12 protein-coding genes are annotated in these 20,599 nt (G+C 36.0%); 8 read left to right on the top strand and 4 right to left on the bottom strand.

Annotation, left to right across the window (positions count from 1 at the left end):
• Positions 1 to 425 precede the first annotated feature (425 nt).
• Together ACHUET_RS09505 and ACHUET_RS09500 are read right to left on the bottom strand one after the other, a co-directional pair.
• Positions 426 to 1,148, bottom strand: coding sequence for a hypothetical protein (locus ACHUET_RS09505; RefSeq protein WP_394212411.1), 723 nt, complete (start codon positions 1,146 to 1,148; stop codon positions 426 to 428).
• Complete coding sequence (locus ACHUET_RS09500; RefSeq protein WP_394212409.1) at positions 1,060 to 7,371, bottom strand: P-loop domain-containing protein; 6,312 nt, start codon at positions 7,369 to 7,371, stop codon at positions 1,060 to 1,062. The genes ACHUET_RS09505 and ACHUET_RS09500 overlap by 89 nt, the downstream gene beginning before the upstream one ends.
• A gap of 265 nt (positions 7,372 to 7,636) precedes the next feature.
• Here ACHUET_RS09500 and ACHUET_RS09495 point away from each other — a divergent pair, with 265 nt between their 5' ends.
• From ACHUET_RS09495 to qatD, 4 genes are read left to right on the top strand one after another with little or no spacing between them, the layout of a single operon-like run.
• Complete coding sequence (locus ACHUET_RS09495; RefSeq protein ID WP_394212408.1) at positions 7,637 to 9,394, top strand: KAP family P-loop NTPase fold protein; 1,758 nt, start codon at positions 7,637 to 7,639, stop codon at positions 9,392 to 9,394.
• Between the two features lie 2 nt (positions 9,395 to 9,396).
• Positions 9,397 to 10,152 (top strand): hypothetical protein, encoded by a 756-nt coding sequence (locus ACHUET_RS09490; RefSeq protein ID WP_394212406.1) that lies wholly within the window; start codon positions 9,397 to 9,399, stop codon positions 10,150 to 10,152.
• Positions 10,149 to 11,447, top strand: a complete 1,299-nt coding sequence (gene qatC, locus ACHUET_RS09485; protein ID WP_394212404.1) for a Qat anti-phage system QueC-like protein QatC — start codon at positions 10,149 to 10,151, stop codon at positions 11,445 to 11,447. The genes ACHUET_RS09490 and qatC overlap by 4 nt, the downstream gene beginning before the upstream one ends.
• Complete coding sequence (gene qatD, locus ACHUET_RS09480) at positions 11,444 to 12,175, top strand: Qat anti-phage system TatD family nuclease QatD (RefSeq protein ID WP_394212403.1); 732 nt, start codon at positions 11,444 to 11,446, stop codon at positions 12,173 to 12,175. Before qatC ends, qatD begins: the two co-directional genes overlap by 4 nt.
• A gap of 463 nt (positions 12,176 to 12,638) precedes the next feature.
• Here qatD and ACHUET_RS09475 read toward each other — a convergent pair whose 3' ends face one another.
• Complete coding sequence (locus tag ACHUET_RS09475; protein WP_394212401.1) at positions 12,639 to 12,917, bottom strand: hypothetical protein; 279 nt, start codon at positions 12,915 to 12,917, stop codon at positions 12,639 to 12,641.
• Between the two features lie 227 nt (positions 12,918 to 13,144).
• Complete coding sequence (locus tag ACHUET_RS09470; protein WP_394212400.1) at positions 13,145 to 13,351, bottom strand: helix-turn-helix domain-containing protein; 207 nt, start codon at positions 13,349 to 13,351, stop codon at positions 13,145 to 13,147.
• A gap of 136 nt (positions 13,352 to 13,487) precedes the next feature.
• Between ACHUET_RS09470 and ACHUET_RS09465 the strand changes: the two genes are divergently transcribed.
• The 4 genes from ACHUET_RS09465 (at position 13,488) to ACHUET_RS09450 (ending at position 20,598) form a co-directional block, all read left to right on the top strand.
• Complete coding sequence (locus ACHUET_RS09465; RefSeq protein ID WP_020442991.1) at positions 13,488 to 13,703, top strand: hypothetical protein; 216 nt, start codon at positions 13,488 to 13,490, stop codon at positions 13,701 to 13,703.
• A gap of 2 nt (positions 13,704 to 13,705) precedes the next feature.
• A complete protein-coding gene (locus tag ACHUET_RS09460) occupies positions 13,706 to 14,881 on the top strand; it encodes an Arm DNA-binding domain-containing protein (protein WP_394212398.1) in 1,176 nt (391 codons plus the stop codon).
• Positions 14,882 to 14,998: 117 nt separating this feature from the next.
• Entirely contained in the window at positions 14,999 to 17,530 is a 2,532-nt protein-coding gene (locus ACHUET_RS09455; protein WP_394212396.1) for a hypothetical protein, read from the top strand.
• Positions 17,527 to 20,598 (top strand): tyrosine-type recombinase/integrase, encoded by a 3,072-nt coding sequence (locus ACHUET_RS09450; protein ID WP_394212394.1) that lies wholly within the window; start codon positions 17,527 to 17,529, stop codon positions 20,596 to 20,598. Before ACHUET_RS09455 ends, ACHUET_RS09450 begins: the two co-directional genes overlap by 4 nt.
• The last annotated feature ends 1 nt before the right edge of the window (position 20,599 follow it).

Here is a 20,599-nt window from a genome sequence, read left to right as displayed (position 1 = left end):
CTTTAATAATATAATCGCGATAAGTTTGCGTGCATGCACTCTATCCTTTAAAAATTGGTGACCACCTGATTGGTGACCAAACGGTGACCATTTTGTGACCAAGATTGTTAAAAGTCGGTTGTGGTAACGGATCCCTATAATTTATGATTATGGACAAATTCAGTAGCTTAAAATTTAAGAATCAAGCTCAATTTGAGATAAGAATGAAGAGCGTTCTATCAATTCATCCGTAATCATTTTTTCAGTTTGAATATAAAATGGTATGGCCTACAATCTCAATTCTTCTGCTGAATGTAAGCATTTTAAGACTAACAATGTACTAGAAGTTATAGACAGGCATTTGATTTAAGAGAGTAGTGATAAAGTAAGTTAAATTTATCTATGTAAGATTTGCATAAAATTTCATGAACAAAGTTTTTGAAATATCAAAGGTTCGTGACGGATTGGTTCTTTTCCAAATCAGATATTTCATCCTCAATAGCCCGCACAATATTTTCACTTAATGACCTGAACTCTTCCATAATTGCGAGCTTGCCTCTCAAAGACTCTATTTTATCTTGGTTAGCTTTAGACTCACCTTCATCTGGATAAAGGAATCTAAAATTAATAATGGGGTCTTCCAAGAGTCGGCTTATTTCATTCAGCCAGTTCTTGGTATCTTCATCTATAGTTTCTTTAATGGCTTGATCAATACAAAAACAGATAAGAATACGTGCATTCTTATCTAAAGCTTTCGTCATCTTAAGCCAACTGTTCGAATCGGTGTCATTTTTATTTGAAGAGAATTGAGCAAATGGATTAGGTAGGTATCTATAATTTTGACTATTAGGATTTAGAGAATTAAATGTTTTTAAAATGGGCTCAAGATTTTCAAATGGACGTTTGCCATCAGGAAATGAAGAATGTCTTTCCCAGAGTTTAAGTATAGTGTCAAAGCATTCTTTCTTAGTCTCTTCATTATTAGTTTGTTCAGCTAATAATATCTTTTCAGCGATATAGTTACACATCCATGCTGTTATTTCGTCAACTTCATCATCTTTAAAATTATCAATTAATCGCTTACCTAAGTTGATAACGCTTTGTTGCGTCTCTAAGCTTTCCATCTGCAGATAAGAGGAAGGTTTTGCTATAGGGTGGGATATATCCAATGTCATCGTCCTTGCTCCGACTATTATATGAGTCTTTATATGTTCTTTTAATATTCACTTGAATAGCAATTTCTACATTCATTTGCTTACATACGAGAGTTAATAAATCTAGAGACGCTAACGCCTGATTACCATTCCTCATATAATCGTCATTATGACTTGGCTTATCTTCGCTCCAATATCTGCTTTGTAAACATGCCCTATCATCAAGTTGCCAGTCTTTCATATCATCGCTATAAGTACAATGAATTACCTCTTTAATAGAGGAATGTAGTTTAAATGGCTGCATCCTTCTGACACCACCAAGAAACGGATCCATAGAGCCAACACCGTACCTTTGCTCATCTAACTCAAGTAGTTTTACTGCTGTAAACATTTTGTCGTCATGTTCATCATCAATCAAGCAAAAGTCATAGAGGAAGCATTCGTGGACATAGTTCTCGTGATTAATAGTCGTGTTTAATAAGGACTGACTGAAACACTTGGATACTAATATACTTTTGAATGAGACCCGTTCGATTCTATTATGTTCAACCTCTTCCCATTCGCCTTCTACATTCAACCAAGTACTATTACCTTGAGTGCTAACCAGCAAATCAATAAAATCATTCTCTTTTATTTGCCATTGCCATTCTTTAATGTCATCTTCTATCACCCAGTCTCTTCTCTCGATAGGTATGTAATCTCTGCTTTCTGATAACAACTTTAGATTATCATCTAGTAATAAATGCCTATCTAACCACTCTAACCAAGATGATTTTTCGTGATAGCTGACTTGAACAACTGGCATAGTCTTAACTAACCTCGAAGCAACAGCCAGCATTAAATGATAGGAGATATAAAAGCTATAACTGTCGATATCGGGATAACTACCATCTCTACCATGCATATCATACTGACGTGAATGGCTATTTAGCTTTTTCCACAGATTTTTCCTGCTATCGTTTATCCACTTGCCATCAATCACCATACCCCATTCATTAAACAAAATATCCTTTGCTATATCTTCTACTTGTTTCGCTGAAATACCAAATACTCTACCGAGAGGTGGAAGCCACGATTTATCAAAATCATATCCAAAATAGAATTCAGGTAAGTCATTGAAATTTTGGTTTTGATGCCAAGGTGAATCGGTAGAGTAGCCGTATTCTTCACCACTAATAGCGGAGATTTGAGAAACAGCTATTTGATTAATACGATTAAAAGTGGATTCATCAAAACTATTGGGGATACTTCCATAAATTTGCAAGCATATTTGTTTGGCATAATACTGAAATAGAATGCCTTGGCTGTCATCAAGGGCTATGGCGACAAATTCTTCTTTGTGTTTTAGTAAAGGAGTTGCACTAATATGAACACAGCGAGTTAGAGCAGCTAATAAATATAATTTTGCATGTAATGCATAAAATTCATAGGCTGGTGGAATGAAAATATCTAACACACTGTTAGATAGACAGTCCATCAATAAGTCTATTTCCTCATAACATTCCAATTGATATAATCGTACTACTGCATGTACAGCTCGCCAGCGCTCCTCTACAAAAGGAGATCCTAAGTTTGCATAGATATAACTAATTATTGCATGCGCTATGCTGGTCGGTAATAAAAATTCATCCTTCCATACGCCGTCTGCATATTCTGAATCGACATACTTTTCAAAACGACAGAGACCGAAATCTACCAAGTCTTTAGCTTCTGCAACAGTTAGTTGCGATGCATAATAACGCGCAAACTGAAAAAGTGAACCTGCGTCTTCAACCAATCCAGTTTCAGACAATCCTTTGGTTGCTCCTAAACGAATAACCTCTCTAGAAGCCTCATTGATAATAAAGGAACCCAAAAAGTTTTGCTCGTAACGATTATTGTGTGTGAAATTAATAGGAAATCTAGAAGCTAGGTGACTTATCAATACAGACCAATGGCTCAATAAAGCGGGCCGAGTTTTCCATTGTTCTGGGATAGCTTCGAAGGCGTCCCTTATCCCATGAAAGCTTAATTCTTCTGAATTGACAACTATATCTAAAAACACTAGTGACTTTCTAGAACTGACTTGTTCAAAGCAACCTTGCCAAAAATAATCATCGTACTGTCTAGACCTTCTATTATCTTTAAAAATATTAAAAGCTTCTCTAAAGCCATTTTTTGTTAGAATATCTACATGGCCGTAACGTTTTAGCCAGCTCTGATTTTTTTCGCTGTTATCTTTCTTTTTAGCGAGATTAACAATAGGTACTATCTTAGAATCACTTTTTTCATCAGTTCCGATTAATCGTTCTAAATTATTTAATTCATTATTGCTTAAATTGTATTGGCTCGCTATATTTTCGATGGTCTTCCAATCTCTACCAGTACAGCCCTTAACCCTTAACGCTCTAATCACATGATCAAGCATAGTCTGCTGATTCTGCTTATCATATGTTATAGCAACGATCTTATCGAAAAAACCTACCAAACTACTATCAAAACTGAATGCTGTGAATGCCCATAAAATAATCGGATTAATCTCTTTAATATCTAGAATACCACCAACAAGGTTTGAGATACCATGCCATCCAACATTACGTTCTTTCCATCTGTTTGCTATTGCCAACGTTGTTAAAGGTGATATTTTTAAGCAAGTAGAGAATATTTGTCTCTCATCCCAATAGTTTTGTCCCGTATCAGAGTCACCGATCAGCTCTGCCACACGCATATAACGATGGGCAAGCTGTGGACTATATAGTTTGTCTTCAACGCTACGTTGAGCTATAGCAGATATTGCTTCCCATCTGTGGGCTACTTCATTGCCAAAATTTGTGGCTTTCTTTAAGCCCGTATCGAAATAGACTGATGCGGCCTCTGTATCGATAGCTAATACTGCTCTAGCAAAACTTATATAACTATCGGAATACGTCTCTGGTAACTCTTTAATATCAAACTTGTTTAAAAGTTTGTTTAAATCAGACTCAAAAAAATCAACTAATTCTTCAAGCTTATGATGCTGACAACTAGCACTTAAAAAACAAAAATCATTTTGAAGGCTACGTTTGATTACGTCTGTCATGAGCTGTTCGATAAATATATCTATAAATAAGTCGGATTGTCCAAAGAGTATGATCTCAAACTTTGCTTTAGTTGCTAAATAAGCTTTAGGATCGTAATCTTGATAATGACTAGAATGCGACTTGACGAAAACCTCTCTATTCTTATTCAAGTCATCTGAGCTTATGATATTTACATCACTAAAAGCTTTTATCCTCAAGATGTATAGCGGTAGAAACTCATCAATTAAATTACAGCTATCCTCAAACTCTTTTTGCGCTTCATAGCTTTTTTGCCCCTCCCGTTGAAAGCATTGTTTAATAAAGTTTTTTGGATCTATTTTAAATTTATCTTTAAAGCTTGATTGCAAGGATAAAAAGCGTAAGAAATTCTCAACGTCATCCGCATTAGGTCTTATTTCTGAAAGAGCATACGAATAGGGTTTATTGTAGTAATAGTTCAACCCTCTTCTAATATCTTTTATCGGTAGTTTTTCAATTAGGCAAGCTTCAAAAAATGATAGGAAGGTATGGTTAGAATAAGAAGCTCTGTAACCGCTATATTCGCTTGATGCTACAAGTCGTGCTTTAGGATTAATAACTATATTAAGACACCTTGTCAGGCATTCTCGTGGTGGTGCTATACCTACTTGCATAAGTACTTCAGTCGCTGCAAGGACAAAGCTAGGGTTATCTTTTCCATAAATTGCCATCTGAGCTACAGTAGCAATATCACCTCTATCAATTAACCTTTTAAGAAACCGTAGACCTATACGATACATCGTCTCTGGTGGTTTCCACCCCACGATAAAATCCACACTATCCTTGCTTCCAAAAATATTAAAATGTGCTGAAGCAAGCTCTACAATATCAATATCTTCTAGTTTTTCATTAAAGAAACCGTTTTTTTCTTCATCGTTTTCATCTCTTTTTTTAAAATAACGATGCAAAAAGTGTTCAGCAGAACGCAGATAAACTGTAGCCTGTCCTTTTGAATCGGGTAAGCTTGCGAGTAATGACGCCGAATAAACTAATTCAGAACCTTGCCATTTTCCTCTTATGACCTTTTTATGAGCTAGCTCCGTTATTCTGCCTTCTGATAGGTTTTGAGTGACTAAATCAATATTATTTTTGAATACTTCATTTTGACGTTCGTTACTAGCAATTTCTTCACCTGCTAGTAATGCGAGTTTAGTAGCGTCATGAATACGATTAACTTTTAACGAAGCTTTAAAAGCATATTGTAAGCGTATAATCTTAATTAGGCTCTTATCATATGGACTACCTTCAGGTAGATATTTATCAGACAGTGCTAGTGCCACTAATTTATTATACTTTTCGGACTTATGAAGTAATATGGGTAGAGCTTCAGCAATATACGGGCTAATGGTATCAAGTTGTTTGATAGCATCAATATAGCTTGATATTTGATCATTGGTTGCAGTAAAGGTATCCTGAAACCATTTTTCAGTAGGTTCGTCCCGAAACTGAACAGCGTGGTCTGTCAGCCATAAAGGACGCCCTAAATCTGCTACAAAGCTTTTTACTAAGTCCACTGGAACCAGTGCAATAGTAGCTAATACGGATAAAGGAATAAAAGGTGGTAATGTTGCCAGTCCTATACAAATGCTATCGATGTCCTGTCTATAAACTAAAGGAAAGTCATCTTTTAATTCATTAATAGCCTTCGCCAACTGTCTTTCTATCAAATCCTCAACAGTTATGGTTGTTGAGTTAAAGGACAATAGTAACTCATGTAATGACTTATAATTTAAAGCTAATGCATTGGCTTGCACTCGAGGGTTACCCCCCGTCAAACTATTAAACTCTTCTGCTTGCGCTATATTTACATCAGCATAATGTTGTTGAAGATTTTTGAGCGTTTCTTCAATGGTAAAGGGTGATAGCTCTAGTGGTACGATAGAGCTTGGTGGATCAAGTAGCTCCAACCTTTCAGGCCTACAGGTAAAAACCAATCGACAGTTATCTGGCACATCTTCCTTTAAAAGTTGATTAGCAAAGCAACTTTCATTGAACTCATCTGCCGCCATCATGGCGTTGTCCACAGCATCAAATACGATGACCAGTAATGCTTGAGGGTGATCGGCTGTTAAGTTACTACAAACTTCATTTATCCTGTCTAAAAACTGACGAATCCAATGTTCATCAGGCTCATTTCTAGTAGGAATAATTTGTAGGCAATACCCAGCTTTGGCTAATTCATTAATAACCTGCGTCATTGCATCTTTGACAGTATGCCGTTTCTCGCTAGTTTTACGATAACCACCGTTGCCAAAGCAATCATAAGCAATCACTATGTTAGGCATAGGTAAAATATTAACTAAATTACTGCTTAGAATTGACTTGCCTACACCCCCTGATGCCGTGATGATAGTATGAGCATTAGTAGATTGAATACTATTGATTATGGCATCTTGCTGTTGGCGAGGAACATAATTATTTGGAAGTGCTTCAAATTTTGGCGGAGCAGGAAAGAAGTCATTAATATCAGTAATATTAAACGCTTCAAGAATATCCTCTTTTTTTACTGTATTTCTCTTATTCGGCTCTAAACGCTCCCAAACTGTTGCTACCAACAGACGCTCCATATCAGTAACGTTCTTTGATATCCAAATTCTAGATAGCTCTTTATGAATATCTTGCTTTTGTACGTTAAAATTGCCTTCGATATCATGTAAGTTAAGGTGTGAACAAAAATCTTTCAATTCTGTTTCACTAAGCTTGGTATATCTTTTTATAGTGTTGACGAATGCTTTATCTGCTGGAATGCCATGGGCAAGACTACTAATATTTTTTTTAAAGTTAGGACATATTTTTCTATTGGTTGTTACAGTGAATTTATAGCTTTTAAAATGATTACTATTTACGGAGTCTACATATCTTTGGGAAAACCCAATAATAGTGTCTTTCAGGTCAGATATCTTAAAATCTTCATCGGCTCTAACAGTAGAGTGTTTTAGCTGAAAGTATTCTACTGAATTTTCACCATTAGCTGACTTCCTATACTCGGCTAAATCAACAACATTTTCACCACCCTGACTATAATCGTCAGAACCTTCAATCGTAATATGAGTTAAATCCGTATCGAAATCTAACAGCTTCAAGCAGCGTTTGACAGCCCAGCGATAATGAAATATATCACCAGCTCTTGAAAAATTAATCGATGTTGCATTCTGATTCATAGGAAATGGTTCATTCAATGTAATAGTTAAAATAATCCAAGAGGTATTTCATGATTTGCAGATTAATATTTGAATTTAAATATACCAATACCTCACAAAAATTGATAGGTACAAACAATCTCATACGTCAAGTACTGTCGCATCTAGCTAAATAAAAACTAAAAAACATCTAACAATACTCAAAAACCACCATATTCATTCAAGTTTAGATATGTACAATAGTTTATAATTATTGTTTATGAAATTATATAAATGAGATGAAATTATGTGGTCTGACGTTGAATCAAGCGAAGATTATCTAAATTTTGGGGAAGTATCGGATCTTGCGGTCGATATTTTATCTGCTAAAAATATACTGCCTATTTCAATTGGAATCTTCGGTAATTGGGGAGCGGGAAAGTCTTCACTTCTCAAGCTTATTGAAACTAAACTTGAAGATGACGAGCAGGATTATATCGTAATAAATTTTGATGCATGGCTTTATCAAGGTTTCGATGATGCGAGAGCCGCCCTTCTAGAGGTAATAGCTACAAAACTTTTAGAAGAAGCTAAAGGAGATAAAGATTTAGTAGAGAAAGGTAAAGGTTTACTTAAGCGAGTCAATATTTTTAGAGCATTAGGTCTAGCTGCAGAGGGTGCTGCACTATTTGCTGGTGTTCCTACAGCAGGATTTCTTGCGAGAGGAGTTAATGCTATTGGTAATGCAACCGATGGACTTCAAAACGAGGATGAGTATACAGAAGGTCGTGCTGTAGTAGTAGATGTGAAGAATGAGTTTGATAAAACGATAAAACCTAAAGAGTCTAAAACTCCTCCTCAACAAATCCATGCTTTTAGAACAGAGTATGAAGAAATATTAGATGCATTAAATAAGCCTGTAGTTATTATTATTGATAATTTAGATCGCTGTTTGCCTGCTAATGCAATCCACACACTTGAAGCTATTAGATTATTTTTATTCCTTAAAAACACAGCTTTTATAATTGCTGCTGATGAAGAAATGATTAAATCTTCAGTTGCTGAGCATTTTAAAGGTAGTACAGATAGACACCAGCTTGATTATATCGACAAACTCATTCAAGTGCCTATCCGCGTACCCAAAGCTGGTGTGAGAGAGATTCGTTCTTACTTATTTATGCTATATGCAATTGAGGCTAAAGTCTCTGATGATAAACTGAGTGAGCTTAGAATAGGTCTAGAGAAAGCTTTACAACAATCTTGGAAAGATGAACCTATCACAAGAGAACAGGTTTTAAGGCTTATAGGTTATGATGAAAATAGTGACTTAGGACAATCGTTTGAACGAGTTGAGCGTATTGCTCCTATACTTGCCAATTCGCCAATCATTCATGGAAACCCTAGAACTGTAAAACGGCTTTTAAATGTAATAAAAATGCGTGTTAAAACTGCGCAGCGGCGTGAAATGCCGATTAACGAAGCTATTATTACTAAACTAGTAATATTTGAAAGATGTGCTGGAGCAGATGCAACAAAGGAATTCTATAGTGCAATTGATAGAGAGCAAGGAAAACCTAATTTTCTTAAGGCTTTAGAAGACAAAAATGAATCAGTATCTCTACCAGAATCACTAAATCAACGACGCGATTTCATTAATGAGTGGTGCTTACTTGAGCCTAAACTAAGTGAAATTGATCTAAGACCAGCAATTTATTTATCTCGTGAGACTATACCACTAGGTAGTTATGTAACTGGTTTATCTCCAATAGGCAGAGTCGCATTAGAATCCTTAAGTAAGACTAAGAGAGTATCATCTCCAGCTGCTAAGAAAAGTCTGGAAGAGCTTGTAATAGAAGAGCAGGTTCCCGTTATGGAAGGCCTTATTAGTCATTTAAGAAATGTTTCTGATTGGAATACGCAGCCAGAAGGGTTCGCAGGAGCTTTTATACTCGCAGAATACTCTTCAGAAGCTGCAAAAGTTTTTGTTAGATATTTAAGTAGTCTAGATAAAAGTCACCCTTGGATGAAGCAAATGTTAAAAAATCAACCATGGTATAGGGGATAGTAATGGGAACGTCACAATCTAGTTTTGGTCCAGGTGGTAAATCGCCATTAGTACCACCTTGGGCTGATGATACACCTGAAGAAGCCCTTCCAGACGCACAAAACCGTAGATACTCCCCTTATAGACAAGCATTAGGCAGGGCTGCCTCTAATGGTAGTACTTCAGACTTCAAAAAAGCTGTTGGGTATTACGCAAAAAGTAGTAGTGGAGGAAGTACAGCTGCAGTTAGGCGTTTAGGTAGTACAACTAGTGCAGGTTCGCAACTATTCGGCTTATTGACCAATGGCACTGTCACTGTCACTGGTACTGAAACTATTAATTTAGATAGTCTAAATGGTCTTCCCGCTGAAATTGCAATATCTAGAATAGCGCAATCTCTTACAACTGAAGATGGTGATTCAGAAAAGATAAAATTTGCTATGAGTCAAGCTCTAGCAGAAGCTTTAGAAGGCATGGAAACCTTTGACGCCCAAAGTATTACTGATGAAATTATTGTGAATACCATGATAAATTATTTATCCGAGAATATTCTTCTACAAATGATAATGGATTCACGTTATGCTTTTAATAAAGCTGAAGCTTTCACGCAGTCAATTCGTACTGAGAATACTTTACGTGAGTTGATCCATGTAGTTGTTGATAAGCATATGGCAAATAGACTTTCCAATAATATTCGTTTGATCACACAAGATCAATTTAAAGAAATTCAACGACAAACAATTATAGATGTTTGGACTGAGTGGGAAGATTACGTATGACAGAATTAGTATTTCATCATGATTGGCAACAACTTCCCGTAGCGAGTGATTCATTGATACCTGTGCAGTTATACGGAATCGATGGAAGGCACGCTCGTAGAAATATTAGCGTTATCGGTAATCCAATAACAGAGAAAATTCAGCGTTTGGGCGTTGGTATCAGTCCTAAAGCAATTGACTTCCTATCTATTGCTTTAGCTGTTACAGCAGCTGATACGTTTGTGTTACGTTCAGACAGTGCAGACGGATGGACGCGTCAGCTTTCACTTAAACTTCCACTTTGCGAGCCAGAGAGTTGGATTCCACTAAAGCGTGAATTAGAAAAAGCTCTACACTTTTTAAGTGGCGATATATGGAACTTAGAGTTTGTAGAAGGCGGGTATGAACCTCCTATACCTTATGGAGGAAGATTTAAATTAGTTAAACTGGATGAGCTTGATTGCGTAAGTCTATTCTCGGGAGGATTAGATTCAACTATTGGGGTAATAGACCTACTCAGCGATGGGTGTAAACCATTGCTAATTAGTCATGCCTATAAAGGCGATAAATCTCATCAAGAAAAAATAGACCAGATTTTAACAGGTGAGTATTCCCGTTTTAAAGTAAACGCCGACCCTCACAAGGCAACTGGTGTCACAGATATTACAATGCGTACTCGTAGTATCAATTTTCTGGCTTTCGCAGTTGTAGGCGCAAATGCTTTGCAACAAAATAATAATCTACAAAGTGTTGATTTGTATGTCCCTGAGAATGGATTTATTTCTTTAAATGCGCCATTGACACCTAGGCGTATTGGTTCACTGAGTACCAGAACAACTCACCCTCACTTTATTAAAAGCATTCAAGACATTTTTGATCAAGTTGGTATTGCATGCAATATTGTTAATCCTTATCAGTTTAAGACCAAAGGTCAGATGGTATTAGAATGTGCCAATAGAGCCCTACTTGCAAATTTAGTAAATGAAACAGTGTCTTGCAGCCATTGGAAACGTAAAAATCAACAGTGTGGAACTTGTGTACCTTGTATTATTCGTAAAGCATCTCTACACACAGGAGGGATTCAAGAAAATATAACTTATTTTAAAACACTTACTAATGCACTATCTGATCCTGACCATCGGGATGATGTTATGGCGATGTTAATTGCTATAGCACAAAAAGAGCGTAAGAACATTAGCACTTGGGTTCTAAATAGTGGGCCTTTATCTGAAAACGAGTTAGCAGATTATAAGACTGTGTTTACTCAAGGTCTTGATGAAGTTAAGCTATATTTCGAATCAGAAGGTGTGTTATGAAGATAGATATGCATTGTCATTTGGATCTATATCAAAACCCATTTGAAGTAGCTAAAGAATGTGACGATAGAGGCATATATTTATTATCAGTAACTACGACTCCCAAAGCATGGGAAGGAACCAAATTATTAGCACACGACAGTTCTCGTATTAGAACAGCCTTGGGGCTACATCCCCAGCTTGCTCATCATCGAGCACACGAGCTTGAGCTTTTCGATGCTCTACTACCTGAAGCGAAGTATATCGGTGAGATTGGTCTTGATGGAGGAACTAACTTTAAAAAGCATTGGGACATTCAGTTGAAAGTTTTTCGCCATATCCTAAAGACTTCGCACAATTCTGGCGGTCGGATTATGAGTATTCATAGTATAAAGAGTTCTTCTGAGGTTCTAGATGAGTTAGAAAGCATTGATGGCATTCCTTTACTTCACTGGTTTACAGGTACTCAGGGACAGCTTAAAAGAGCGATTAATATGGGTTGTTGGTTCACCGTTGGTCCTGCAATGCTTAATACTAAAAAAGGGCAAGCTTTGGTATCAATGATGCCAAAAGATCGGATTCTTACTGAAACGGATGGCCCATTTGCAAAGTTCAATAGAAAGTCTCTAATGCCATGGGATAGTGATATTGCCACTAAGCAGTTATCTGAATTGTGGCATATACCTGTTGCCTTAGTTCATGAACAGTTAGAAAAGAATCTAAAACATCTAGTAAGGCTTAATCATTAATCGGAGCAAGCCTCAGCTCTTCCCCCTCGTTTAGATATATCTATAAATAAATCACATTTGCAAACAAACCAGAGAGCATCAGCAATCTGGTTATTGAGTACACTCCGAATTTCACCTACCAACTACAATCTCACCTCTAGAAAAACTAATACATGATTCGCAGAACCAAGACGGCTGTTTTCTGATATAAAGAACATCAGCCGGTACATCGGGTTGATACGGTCGTCCACAATACTCACAGTGCAAATCATCTAAGTACACCTGACATTCAGCCAATGTGCCAAACAGAATATGATAATCGATATAATATCGCCTACAGAGTACCTCTATATGCTCTAAATAACGTCCATCATGCCCATATCCCCAATAGTCTTCACATAGTTGTATGTCTGACTGATCTGAATTAGGGTTAAAAATAAGTTTTAAGCTCATGGTTATCTCCAAACCAAATAGTTGACGTCAATCACAACGAATAAGTAATATCGTAATGATTCATAATGGCCAAAAATTTGGTCTCAAGATTCGTTAAGGTATAACGATTTGACACTAATCCTTCATTTAGCTCGCGTTGCACCCATATCCTAATCGCCTCATCATTATAAAATATCGGATTGACGCCTAGCATTTTCGCCAGCTGCGAACCCTGTTGTATTTGCAGGTTCACCATAAGCTTGGTAGATATCGATATCGCTTCAGCACTCAACCAAATCGAAGCATGAGGCGGTTTAATAAATGTGTTCATGTATAATCTCCTATAGATTAATATTTCTTTCTGTTGGGTTTAATAACCTACTACAGATTAAATTATACATATATTTTAAGCTATTGCAACTTAAAATAATCTTCTATAGAACTTTTTATTCTTTTATAGAACATTTATGTTATCTGATTAACGACAGTTTACTGCGTATTGTCTGGTGTAATAACGGCTAAGAGCACCATTAACTTAGATCTTAAAACGAAGATCGTCTATTCTTCTTTGACTAGCTCATAAAGGTCCCCTACTTCAATATCCAAATATAGGCATAGTTTTTCTACGACTTCTAGATCCACTCTAGTCGCTTCTTCGTTATACATGCGCGTAATTGTGCCTCTGTTGACATCGGTGTCTCTAGACACATCCGCAATCTTAAGTCTCTTCTCGCCCATAATTTTAGATAAATTACATTTCACCATAACCTCCTCCATAATAAAATAACCTACTGTAGATAAAAATGTCTTGCAAAAGATTATTTTTAGTGTAAATTATGTTCTATAGCAGGTCATAAAGCTATTAAATAATAACACTTTAATCTTTAGTAAGGATTTTACTATGAGTTATACCTATTTAACAACCGAAGAGCTGTCACAACGCATTAAATATGACAGTAAGACCATACGCAATCAACTTAAAGATGCGGTATTTATTGAGGGGGTTCATTATATCAAGCCGTTTGGAGGGAGGAAAATCCTTTTTATATGGCAAAAAATTGAAGAGTTAATGTTGACAGGCTACGACGATACCATTCCATTTGCAGCGGGAGCATAATCATGGCAAGTATTAATAGCCGTAATGGCAATCTGTATGTAGATTTTAGATATATAGGTCAACGTTGTAGAGAACAAACATTACTGGCTGACACTAAGCCTAATCGAAAGCGTTTAGAAAACTTCGTTAGTAAAATGGAGGCTGAAATTCAGTTGGGTAGTTTTAAATATGAAAACTATTTTCCGCAAAGTAAAAAGATTGAGAAGTTTAAAAGCTTAGAACTTATGAGATCAACAAACAGTCATAAGGATTCAAACTCAAGCTTTGATAGCTTCAGCAAAGTTTGGATAGAGGAGAAAAAGCCAGAATGGCGGGATTCTCAAATAGACAATGTAGAGAATATATTTAGGATTTATCTACTCCCCCATTTTGGCAATGTGCCACTGAATACCATTAACAAAGCTAAAATAATGGCTTTTCGGGGCAATTTAGTCAAAGAAGGAAATAATGGACGACCTTTATCAGCGTCTCGCATCAACCATATTATGACTCCATTACGTATGGTAATTATAGAAGCATCTGAGCGTTTCAATTTTGAGAACCCTTGGAAAAACATAAAGCCACTAAGTGTAGCTAAAAGCAGTGTTAGTCCTTTTACTTTAGAGGAAGTCATGCTGATCATTGAAAACGTTAGAGTAGATTATAAGCCATACTTTACGGTACGGTTTTTTACAGGCATGCGTACAGGTGAAATTGACGGTTTACCTTGGAAAAATATTGATTTTGAGCGTCGACAAATCATTATTGATCAAGCAGTGGTTAAGGGCGTTATAGGTGATACTAAAACTTCCGGCTCTAATCGTATCATTCAGATGAACCAATTGGTTTATGATGCATTGATTGAGCAGCAGAGCCTAACCAAACATCATAGCGAGTTTGTTTTTAGTACAAGAGCAGGTACTCCTTTGAGTCATCGCAATGTGACAAAGCGCGTTTGGTATCCGTTACTGCGATATCTAGAGCTTGATATACGTAACCCCTATCAATCAAGGCATACGGCTGCCACTCTTTGGCTTGCCTCTGGTGAGTCTCCTGAGTGGATTGCTGCACAAATGGGTCATAGCAGCACTACAATGTTGTTCACAGTCTATTCGCGTTATGTGCCCAACCTAACTCGTCAAGATGGAAGTGCTTTAGATAAGCTACTGATAGAGCGAGGTATATTACAAAATCCATGAAAATACCTATATTTAACAAAAAGACATCCAAATAGATGTCTTTTTTTATTTTATGGGTGGATGCTTTGCATAAATGGAGTTACAGTTATTTAAATAGCTTATAAAGGTTGCGTAATCATGGATGGTGAAGATAATATTATTGAGGACTGGTTAAAGCTAAATCTTCTTGAATTCGCTAATCCTAGTGAGATTGAAAGCCTAATAATAGAGCTAAAATTTTTGAAAGATACTTTGCCTGAGCAATTTAGATCAGACTTTTACAACGAGTATAAAATTTTATCTACATGGATAGCGACCAAAGGCTTGGATAGTACTCTAGAAGAGTCAGAAAAGCTAAAGATTTATGAGGAAGGAATAGATCATAAAGTCTTTCTTAAGGGTATAAGAAAACCTCATCAGAACATGAAAGAGCTATATTTAGTTAATTTTTTGGTAAACCGTGCGGAGTCCACTAAAGTAAATACTATTCGTTCTTTGTACCTTTTCTTATGCCTTAGAATGGTAGAACTGAGTGACTATGATAGTCGAATTGAAACTACACTTGATGAATGTCGTTTTTTAACAAATAAAACTCGTAGTTTTTTGATTCCTTTTTTGCCAGATATGACTGAACTCAGAAACTTACAATATATTAAAGAATATCTAATCCAAGCGCAAGAGAACGATAACTATAATAGGTGGTTAAATAGATCTCCTGAAGCATTTGAGTTAGAGATTAAAAAATATAAAAGTAAGCTCTTGAGCGTTGAAGTAGCACTATACTCTAGCGAGGCCCAATCCGAAATTAATGAACGCATAGCTCACTATCTCTACGAATATATCTTGCCATTAGAAAACTTTTTTAAAGATGACTCTGGTATTACCCGAATTACCAGTACTACTTATCATGTTGTTAGTGGCGCATCCTACTATGATGATACAACCGGAAATACAGTCAATGATTTGGTTAATATCGCTGAAGATGTTAGCGATGGTGGAGATTTTGAGGTTGGTGAGCGTCAAGACGATGAGAGAGAGTCTTTTGAGCAAGTACTTATCACCGATCCAAGCAATTACTATATCGACCTTGCAAAAGCTGAAGGTCAGCTGAATAGTCGCCGAAAAAATGCTATGAGCCAGGTCACTGATGTTAATTCAGCGCATGAAGATGAAATAAAAATTCTGGTCGAACACATAGCCAGTAAACTAAGTAAGCTCGATTTTGAGTCGATTGATAGAGAGTACGAATATGAGCATGAGTACGAAGAAAATAAGTTTAGATTCGATATATCTCAACAATCAGTATTATATCTATACATGCTATTACTTACAGGTATTCATGACATATATACTTCTGAACAGTTACGGCTCGGATTCAACGGTTATCGCTATCGATTAACGTTTCAGCCATCACGTAGTCGTATTGATGATGATTGGGACAAATCATTATGCGCTGATAATAGTAGGGATCTTTACTTATTCATGCCACAACCCGTGGGTTTAATGCACGTTGAAATGGTGCGAGATACTAGTGACTCTATAGCGAATTGTATTTATGCCCAAGCAAAAGTTGAACTTCAAGAGCTTAATAAAAAGTTTGGTTTAAGATTGAGTATTAATAAGATTAAAAACTACCTATCGCATTTTTTGACTCAAAAAAGCATAGATAAAGCTCTGATAGAAGTGCTTACTAGTTCCCCCGTGCATCATCATTCAGCCCTACCCTACTTCAATACTAGCCAGTATGACTTATTTAGATGTCAGCGCGAATATATGAACCATCTGATAGCGTTACTCGGTGATAAATATGATCCTGACCACGCCAGCAGTAATATTTATAAGCTGTTTGAATTACCTGATGAGGAGTTAACGAGTTACTGGGATAAGAATATAGGAAGCGCGTTGGCTATCAATCAGATAAAACTAGAAGAGATAGTTATAAAACTACGGAAAGAAGTAGAATATGCTGTTGAAGATCTAGATTTAAGCAAAATGAACACTATTGTGTCTCTACATAATCGTTTTATGGACTATTTATATTTATTGATGTCTATCGCAAGTGGCCATCGTCCTGTTACTGAGCCATTTGGTAGATTATCAGATATAGATACTAGAACAGGAATGTACTTTATCAGCGATAAAGAGGTTCAACTTGATGCTATCGGTAGGTTTATCTATTTACCAAAAATAGTATGCCAGCAGATTGACGAGTATAAAAAATTTATCAAGATAAACGGTAATCTACTGAACAAGCTAGATAATGATCTTGGTCACATCTATATAGATATTTTAGAGGGAAAGATTGGACTAATCACTTATCTAAAATTAGATGTACTCACCAATACTGTCACTGAGCAGAGGCTTGACAGCACATTCATAAAAGAGCGTTTATCAGCATACATTTTGCTCCCTTTAAATTGGCATAGACATTTTATACGTTCACTTAGAAGCTCAGACATTGGCATATATTCATTTGAAACTTACTTATCAGACAAGCCCCTTGGGCACGATGTGGTTAGTGCATGGATGGGACATTCTGATGAGCTGGGCTTTAGTTTCTATGATCGATTTAGTGGACTGAAACGAAGTGATCTTAAAGAATTTGCCCAAATACTTAATGAATTAATTGATGGAATCGGATTTAAAGCTATTCAATTGGAGCTATCATGATGACTAATCGACAATCTGGTATTGAGATTCGAGAAGCAAAGCGTGATAAGCAAGAACAAAAACGCTTTCTATTAGCACAAAAATTAATTGATCAACATATCAGTTTTATCGAAATCGAAGAGTCTCAAGATCAGCAACAGCTTTTTAATTTAATGTGGCAAGAATTTGATAATAAGTTATCCACTAACAAGCATTTTCAAGATATAAAAAAATATTCTGAAGGTTACAATCATGCTATTAAGTACTGCCAAGAGAGGATAGAAGATAAAAATATTGATGTTGGATTTCCAAAACTGATAATCAACTCATTTCGTCCAAAATCTTTTCGCACTAGAGAGTGGTTTGAAAACAGTAAACTAGTACTAGACTTCTATCTGAAGTGGATGAAAACTTTAGAAAATAAAGCTTCGACAGATATAACCGAAAGTGACGTCTTTTTAAGTTTAGTATTTCATAGTGCAGTATTGAAAGCGGCAGTGCTACAGGCAATCCTAGATCAAATATCTAAGAAACGCTTAGTTATTGAAAAAATTTCTGGGCTACCAGTTATCACTATAATTATTGATGATAATTCTTATCATACAAATATGTATATAGACGCGAAAGCTGTGCATCAGGCACAAGTTTTTCTCTCACCATTATCTACATATATGGTTCAGTCTTATCTCAAAAACAGGAAAGGTGCGGTAGTTAATAAATCTGAAAACTTAAATATATACGGGTTTTATAAGCGAATACAGACTATTGAAAAAAATCAGAATGGAAATATAAATTTTGGCTTAAATAAATTTTTGAGTGGAGCAATTTATGTACTTGAAAGCTATTTGTCATTGGATATGCCAGAACACGCTTGGTATATCATTGCTGACACTACAGAGACCACCTATAGTTTATCAACATCTAATTGGCAGTCGCTTATCTACAACGTTAAGCATAATGTAGATAGTCAGCAAGGAGATTTAATTGATCAACAAATAAGCACTTCCAACGCTATAGTAAGATCCAACCCCAAATTAACAGTTGAAATAGCCAAACTATTTAGAAGAAATTCTACTACGAAAATCTCTAAGAAAGTATTTACTAAAGAGCTAACAGAGCTTCACAAAAGATTAATTAGTAATGATGCGCCTCTCAGTGAAATAGTCATTGTTGGTTTCCTACTGTCAAAGACCGCTAGCTGTAAAGTAAGCAGTATTCAAACTTATAGTAATAGAGTTACTAATCGCTGGCTTGCACTTACTCAAAATGTAATTTTAGAGGATTATCAAAAAGAAGATTTTGTAGCACTATATAACGAGATGATTGAGCTTAGCAAGAGTGATAATGCTAAAAATAAAGCTGCTGCAGTCATTAGTGAAGTTCATCAGTATATGGTTCAATACTATAACGTTGAGCCTATGACGAATCTATCTAAAGATGAAAGATCGCACCATAAAGCAGGCTATATTTCAGAAAATATGTTCCAAGCCATCATGGTTAAAATTGACGAACTTAAAGTAACAGTTGATCAGAAGCATGCATTAAGCCTAGCCTTGATATTGGGACACCGTTGTGGTCTTAGAATTGGCGAAATTGTTAAAATACGACTAAGCGATGTATCAAAAACTCAGAATTACTTAGAGATTCGTAGCAATAAACTTGGTAATAATAAAAGTCTATCGGCTACGCGTCGTGTGTTGCTTGCACAGCTACTAACAGAATCTGATATTAAATTGCTAAGGCGTGTTTATGGCAGACGTTCAAATGTTAATGGCCAAACGCTTATTTCTAGTCAAGATGGCATACCTTACAACGCTCAAGCACTATCAAAAATGCTTAGCAGTATTATAAAAGAAGTTACGGGTTTAGGCTATCTCACTACGCATCATCTGCGACATAGTTGTCTAAGTAATTTGCAATTAATTTCGTTTTTATATGATAAAGACTATCAATTTGCCAGTCATCCGAGCACAGCCTTCTTAAAAAGTCTACTGCCTTACGAAGATGATCAAGCTATAGGTATTATGAATTGTTTCGAGACCAATCTTGCTTATAAGAAGATTTATTCATTAGCGGGTATTGCAGGTCATGCCAGTCCCAACACAACGTTTTCATCTTATGTGCATTTTACAGATATTGAAACTGGGCTATTGCTGTGGAATATTGATTTTCAATTATCTGTTGAACACAGTGAACTATTAAAGATACCTAGAAGAAAAAAGTCTATTATTAAAGATGCTTCTCAGGAGATCAACGATTACCTGATGAGCAAACTCAAATTGTCAGAACTACCTAAACCAAAACATAGCAGAATTCTCGATGTAGAGCGCAATGAACAAATTAAAAGATTTGCTTTTGATGAAGTTCACCAGCTTTTGAGTATTTACGACCCCAATGGTAATTTTGAAGATCTTGTAAATCCGTTCGATGTGAGTGAGGAAATAGTAAAACAGTGGTATTACAATGCACAGCAGCTCATCCAAGCGCCTAAATTTCAAACTAAAAAAGATAATCCAAGACTATTTAGTTCGAAGGATATTACTACCCTATTACCTGTTAAAGATAAATACGGTGTTGATAGGAAGGTCATGTTACAAATGACTGATAAATTTCGTAGCTTGTATCAACAGAGTAAAGATGAAGATAAAAAATCTATTCTTCGATTTGTTCATTACATACTTACCCATGCTCAATACCACAGAAACTATATTATGTTTGATCAAGCAGAAGACTTAAGTAGCTATCTTGGAATAATCTGTCAACTTGTATATAAGAAAAACATCCGCTTAAAGCTATATCACTACAAGCAAGCCTCAAAACAAGATAAAGATTCATGGGAGTTTGTGTTGCAAGCTATTTCTCGATCGCAGATAAATAAAATTGAAAATAAAGTAATAAAAAGGATGTTATATCAAAAGAAAATTCGAGTTGAGCTTTCACTGGCTAGTCAAACTGAGTCCGAGAGAATAAAAAACAGAGTGGCCTCGAATATGCCTATCAATCAGTGGAATGTTAGAACAATACAAATATTTTGTCATTACGTATATATCTTGATAGGCGAAAAAATTGAAAAAATCAAACTCAAATAAG

This window comes from Psychrobacter piscatorii (genome assembly GCF_043641605.1).
Lineage (GTDB): Bacteria > Pseudomonadota > Gammaproteobacteria > Pseudomonadales > Moraxellaceae > Psychrobacter > Psychrobacter piscatorii_C.
Note: the sequence above shows the minus strand (reverse complement) of the source record. Positions and strands in the feature narration are given on the sequence as shown.

What these genes read in the sequence shown, in the direction of transcription:
- ACHUET_RS09500 (WP_394212409.1), bottom strand. Translation starts at nt 7,371, where the DNA reads ATGAATCAGAATGCAACATCGATTAATTTTTCAAGAGCTGGTGATATA.
- ACHUET_RS09495 (WP_394212408.1), top strand. Translation starts at nt 7,637, where the DNA reads ATGTGGTCTGACGTTGAATCAAGCGAAGATTATCTAAATTTTGGGGAA.
- ACHUET_RS09490 (WP_394212406.1), top strand. Translation starts at nt 9,397, where the DNA reads ATGGGAACGTCACAATCTAGTTTTGGTCCAGGTGGTAAATCGCCATTA.
- qatC (WP_394212404.1), top strand. Translation starts at nt 10,149, where the DNA reads ATGACAGAATTAGTATTTCATCATGATTGGCAACAACTTCCCGTAGCG.
- qatD (WP_394212403.1), top strand. Translation starts at nt 11,444, where the DNA reads ATGAAGATAGATATGCATTGTCATTTGGATCTATATCAAAACCCATTT.
- ACHUET_RS09475 (WP_394212401.1), bottom strand. Translation starts at nt 12,917, where the DNA reads ATGAACACATTTATTAAACCGCCTCATGCTTCGATTTGGTTGAGTGCT.
- ACHUET_RS09470 (WP_394212400.1), bottom strand. Translation starts at nt 13,351, where the DNA reads ATGGTGAAATGTAATTTATCTAAAATTATGGGCGAGAAGAGACTTAAG.
- ACHUET_RS09465 (WP_020442991.1), top strand. Translation starts at nt 13,488, where the DNA reads ATGAGTTATACCTATTTAACAACCGAAGAGCTGTCACAACGCATTAAA.
- ACHUET_RS09460 (WP_394212398.1), top strand. Translation starts at nt 13,706, where the DNA reads ATGGCAAGTATTAATAGCCGTAATGGCAATCTGTATGTAGATTTTAGA.
- ACHUET_RS09455 (WP_394212396.1), top strand. Translation starts at nt 14,999, where the DNA reads ATGGATGGTGAAGATAATATTATTGAGGACTGGTTAAAGCTAAATCTT.
- ACHUET_RS09450 (WP_394212394.1), top strand. Translation starts at nt 17,527, where the DNA reads ATGATGACTAATCGACAATCTGGTATTGAGATTCGAGAAGCAAAGCGT.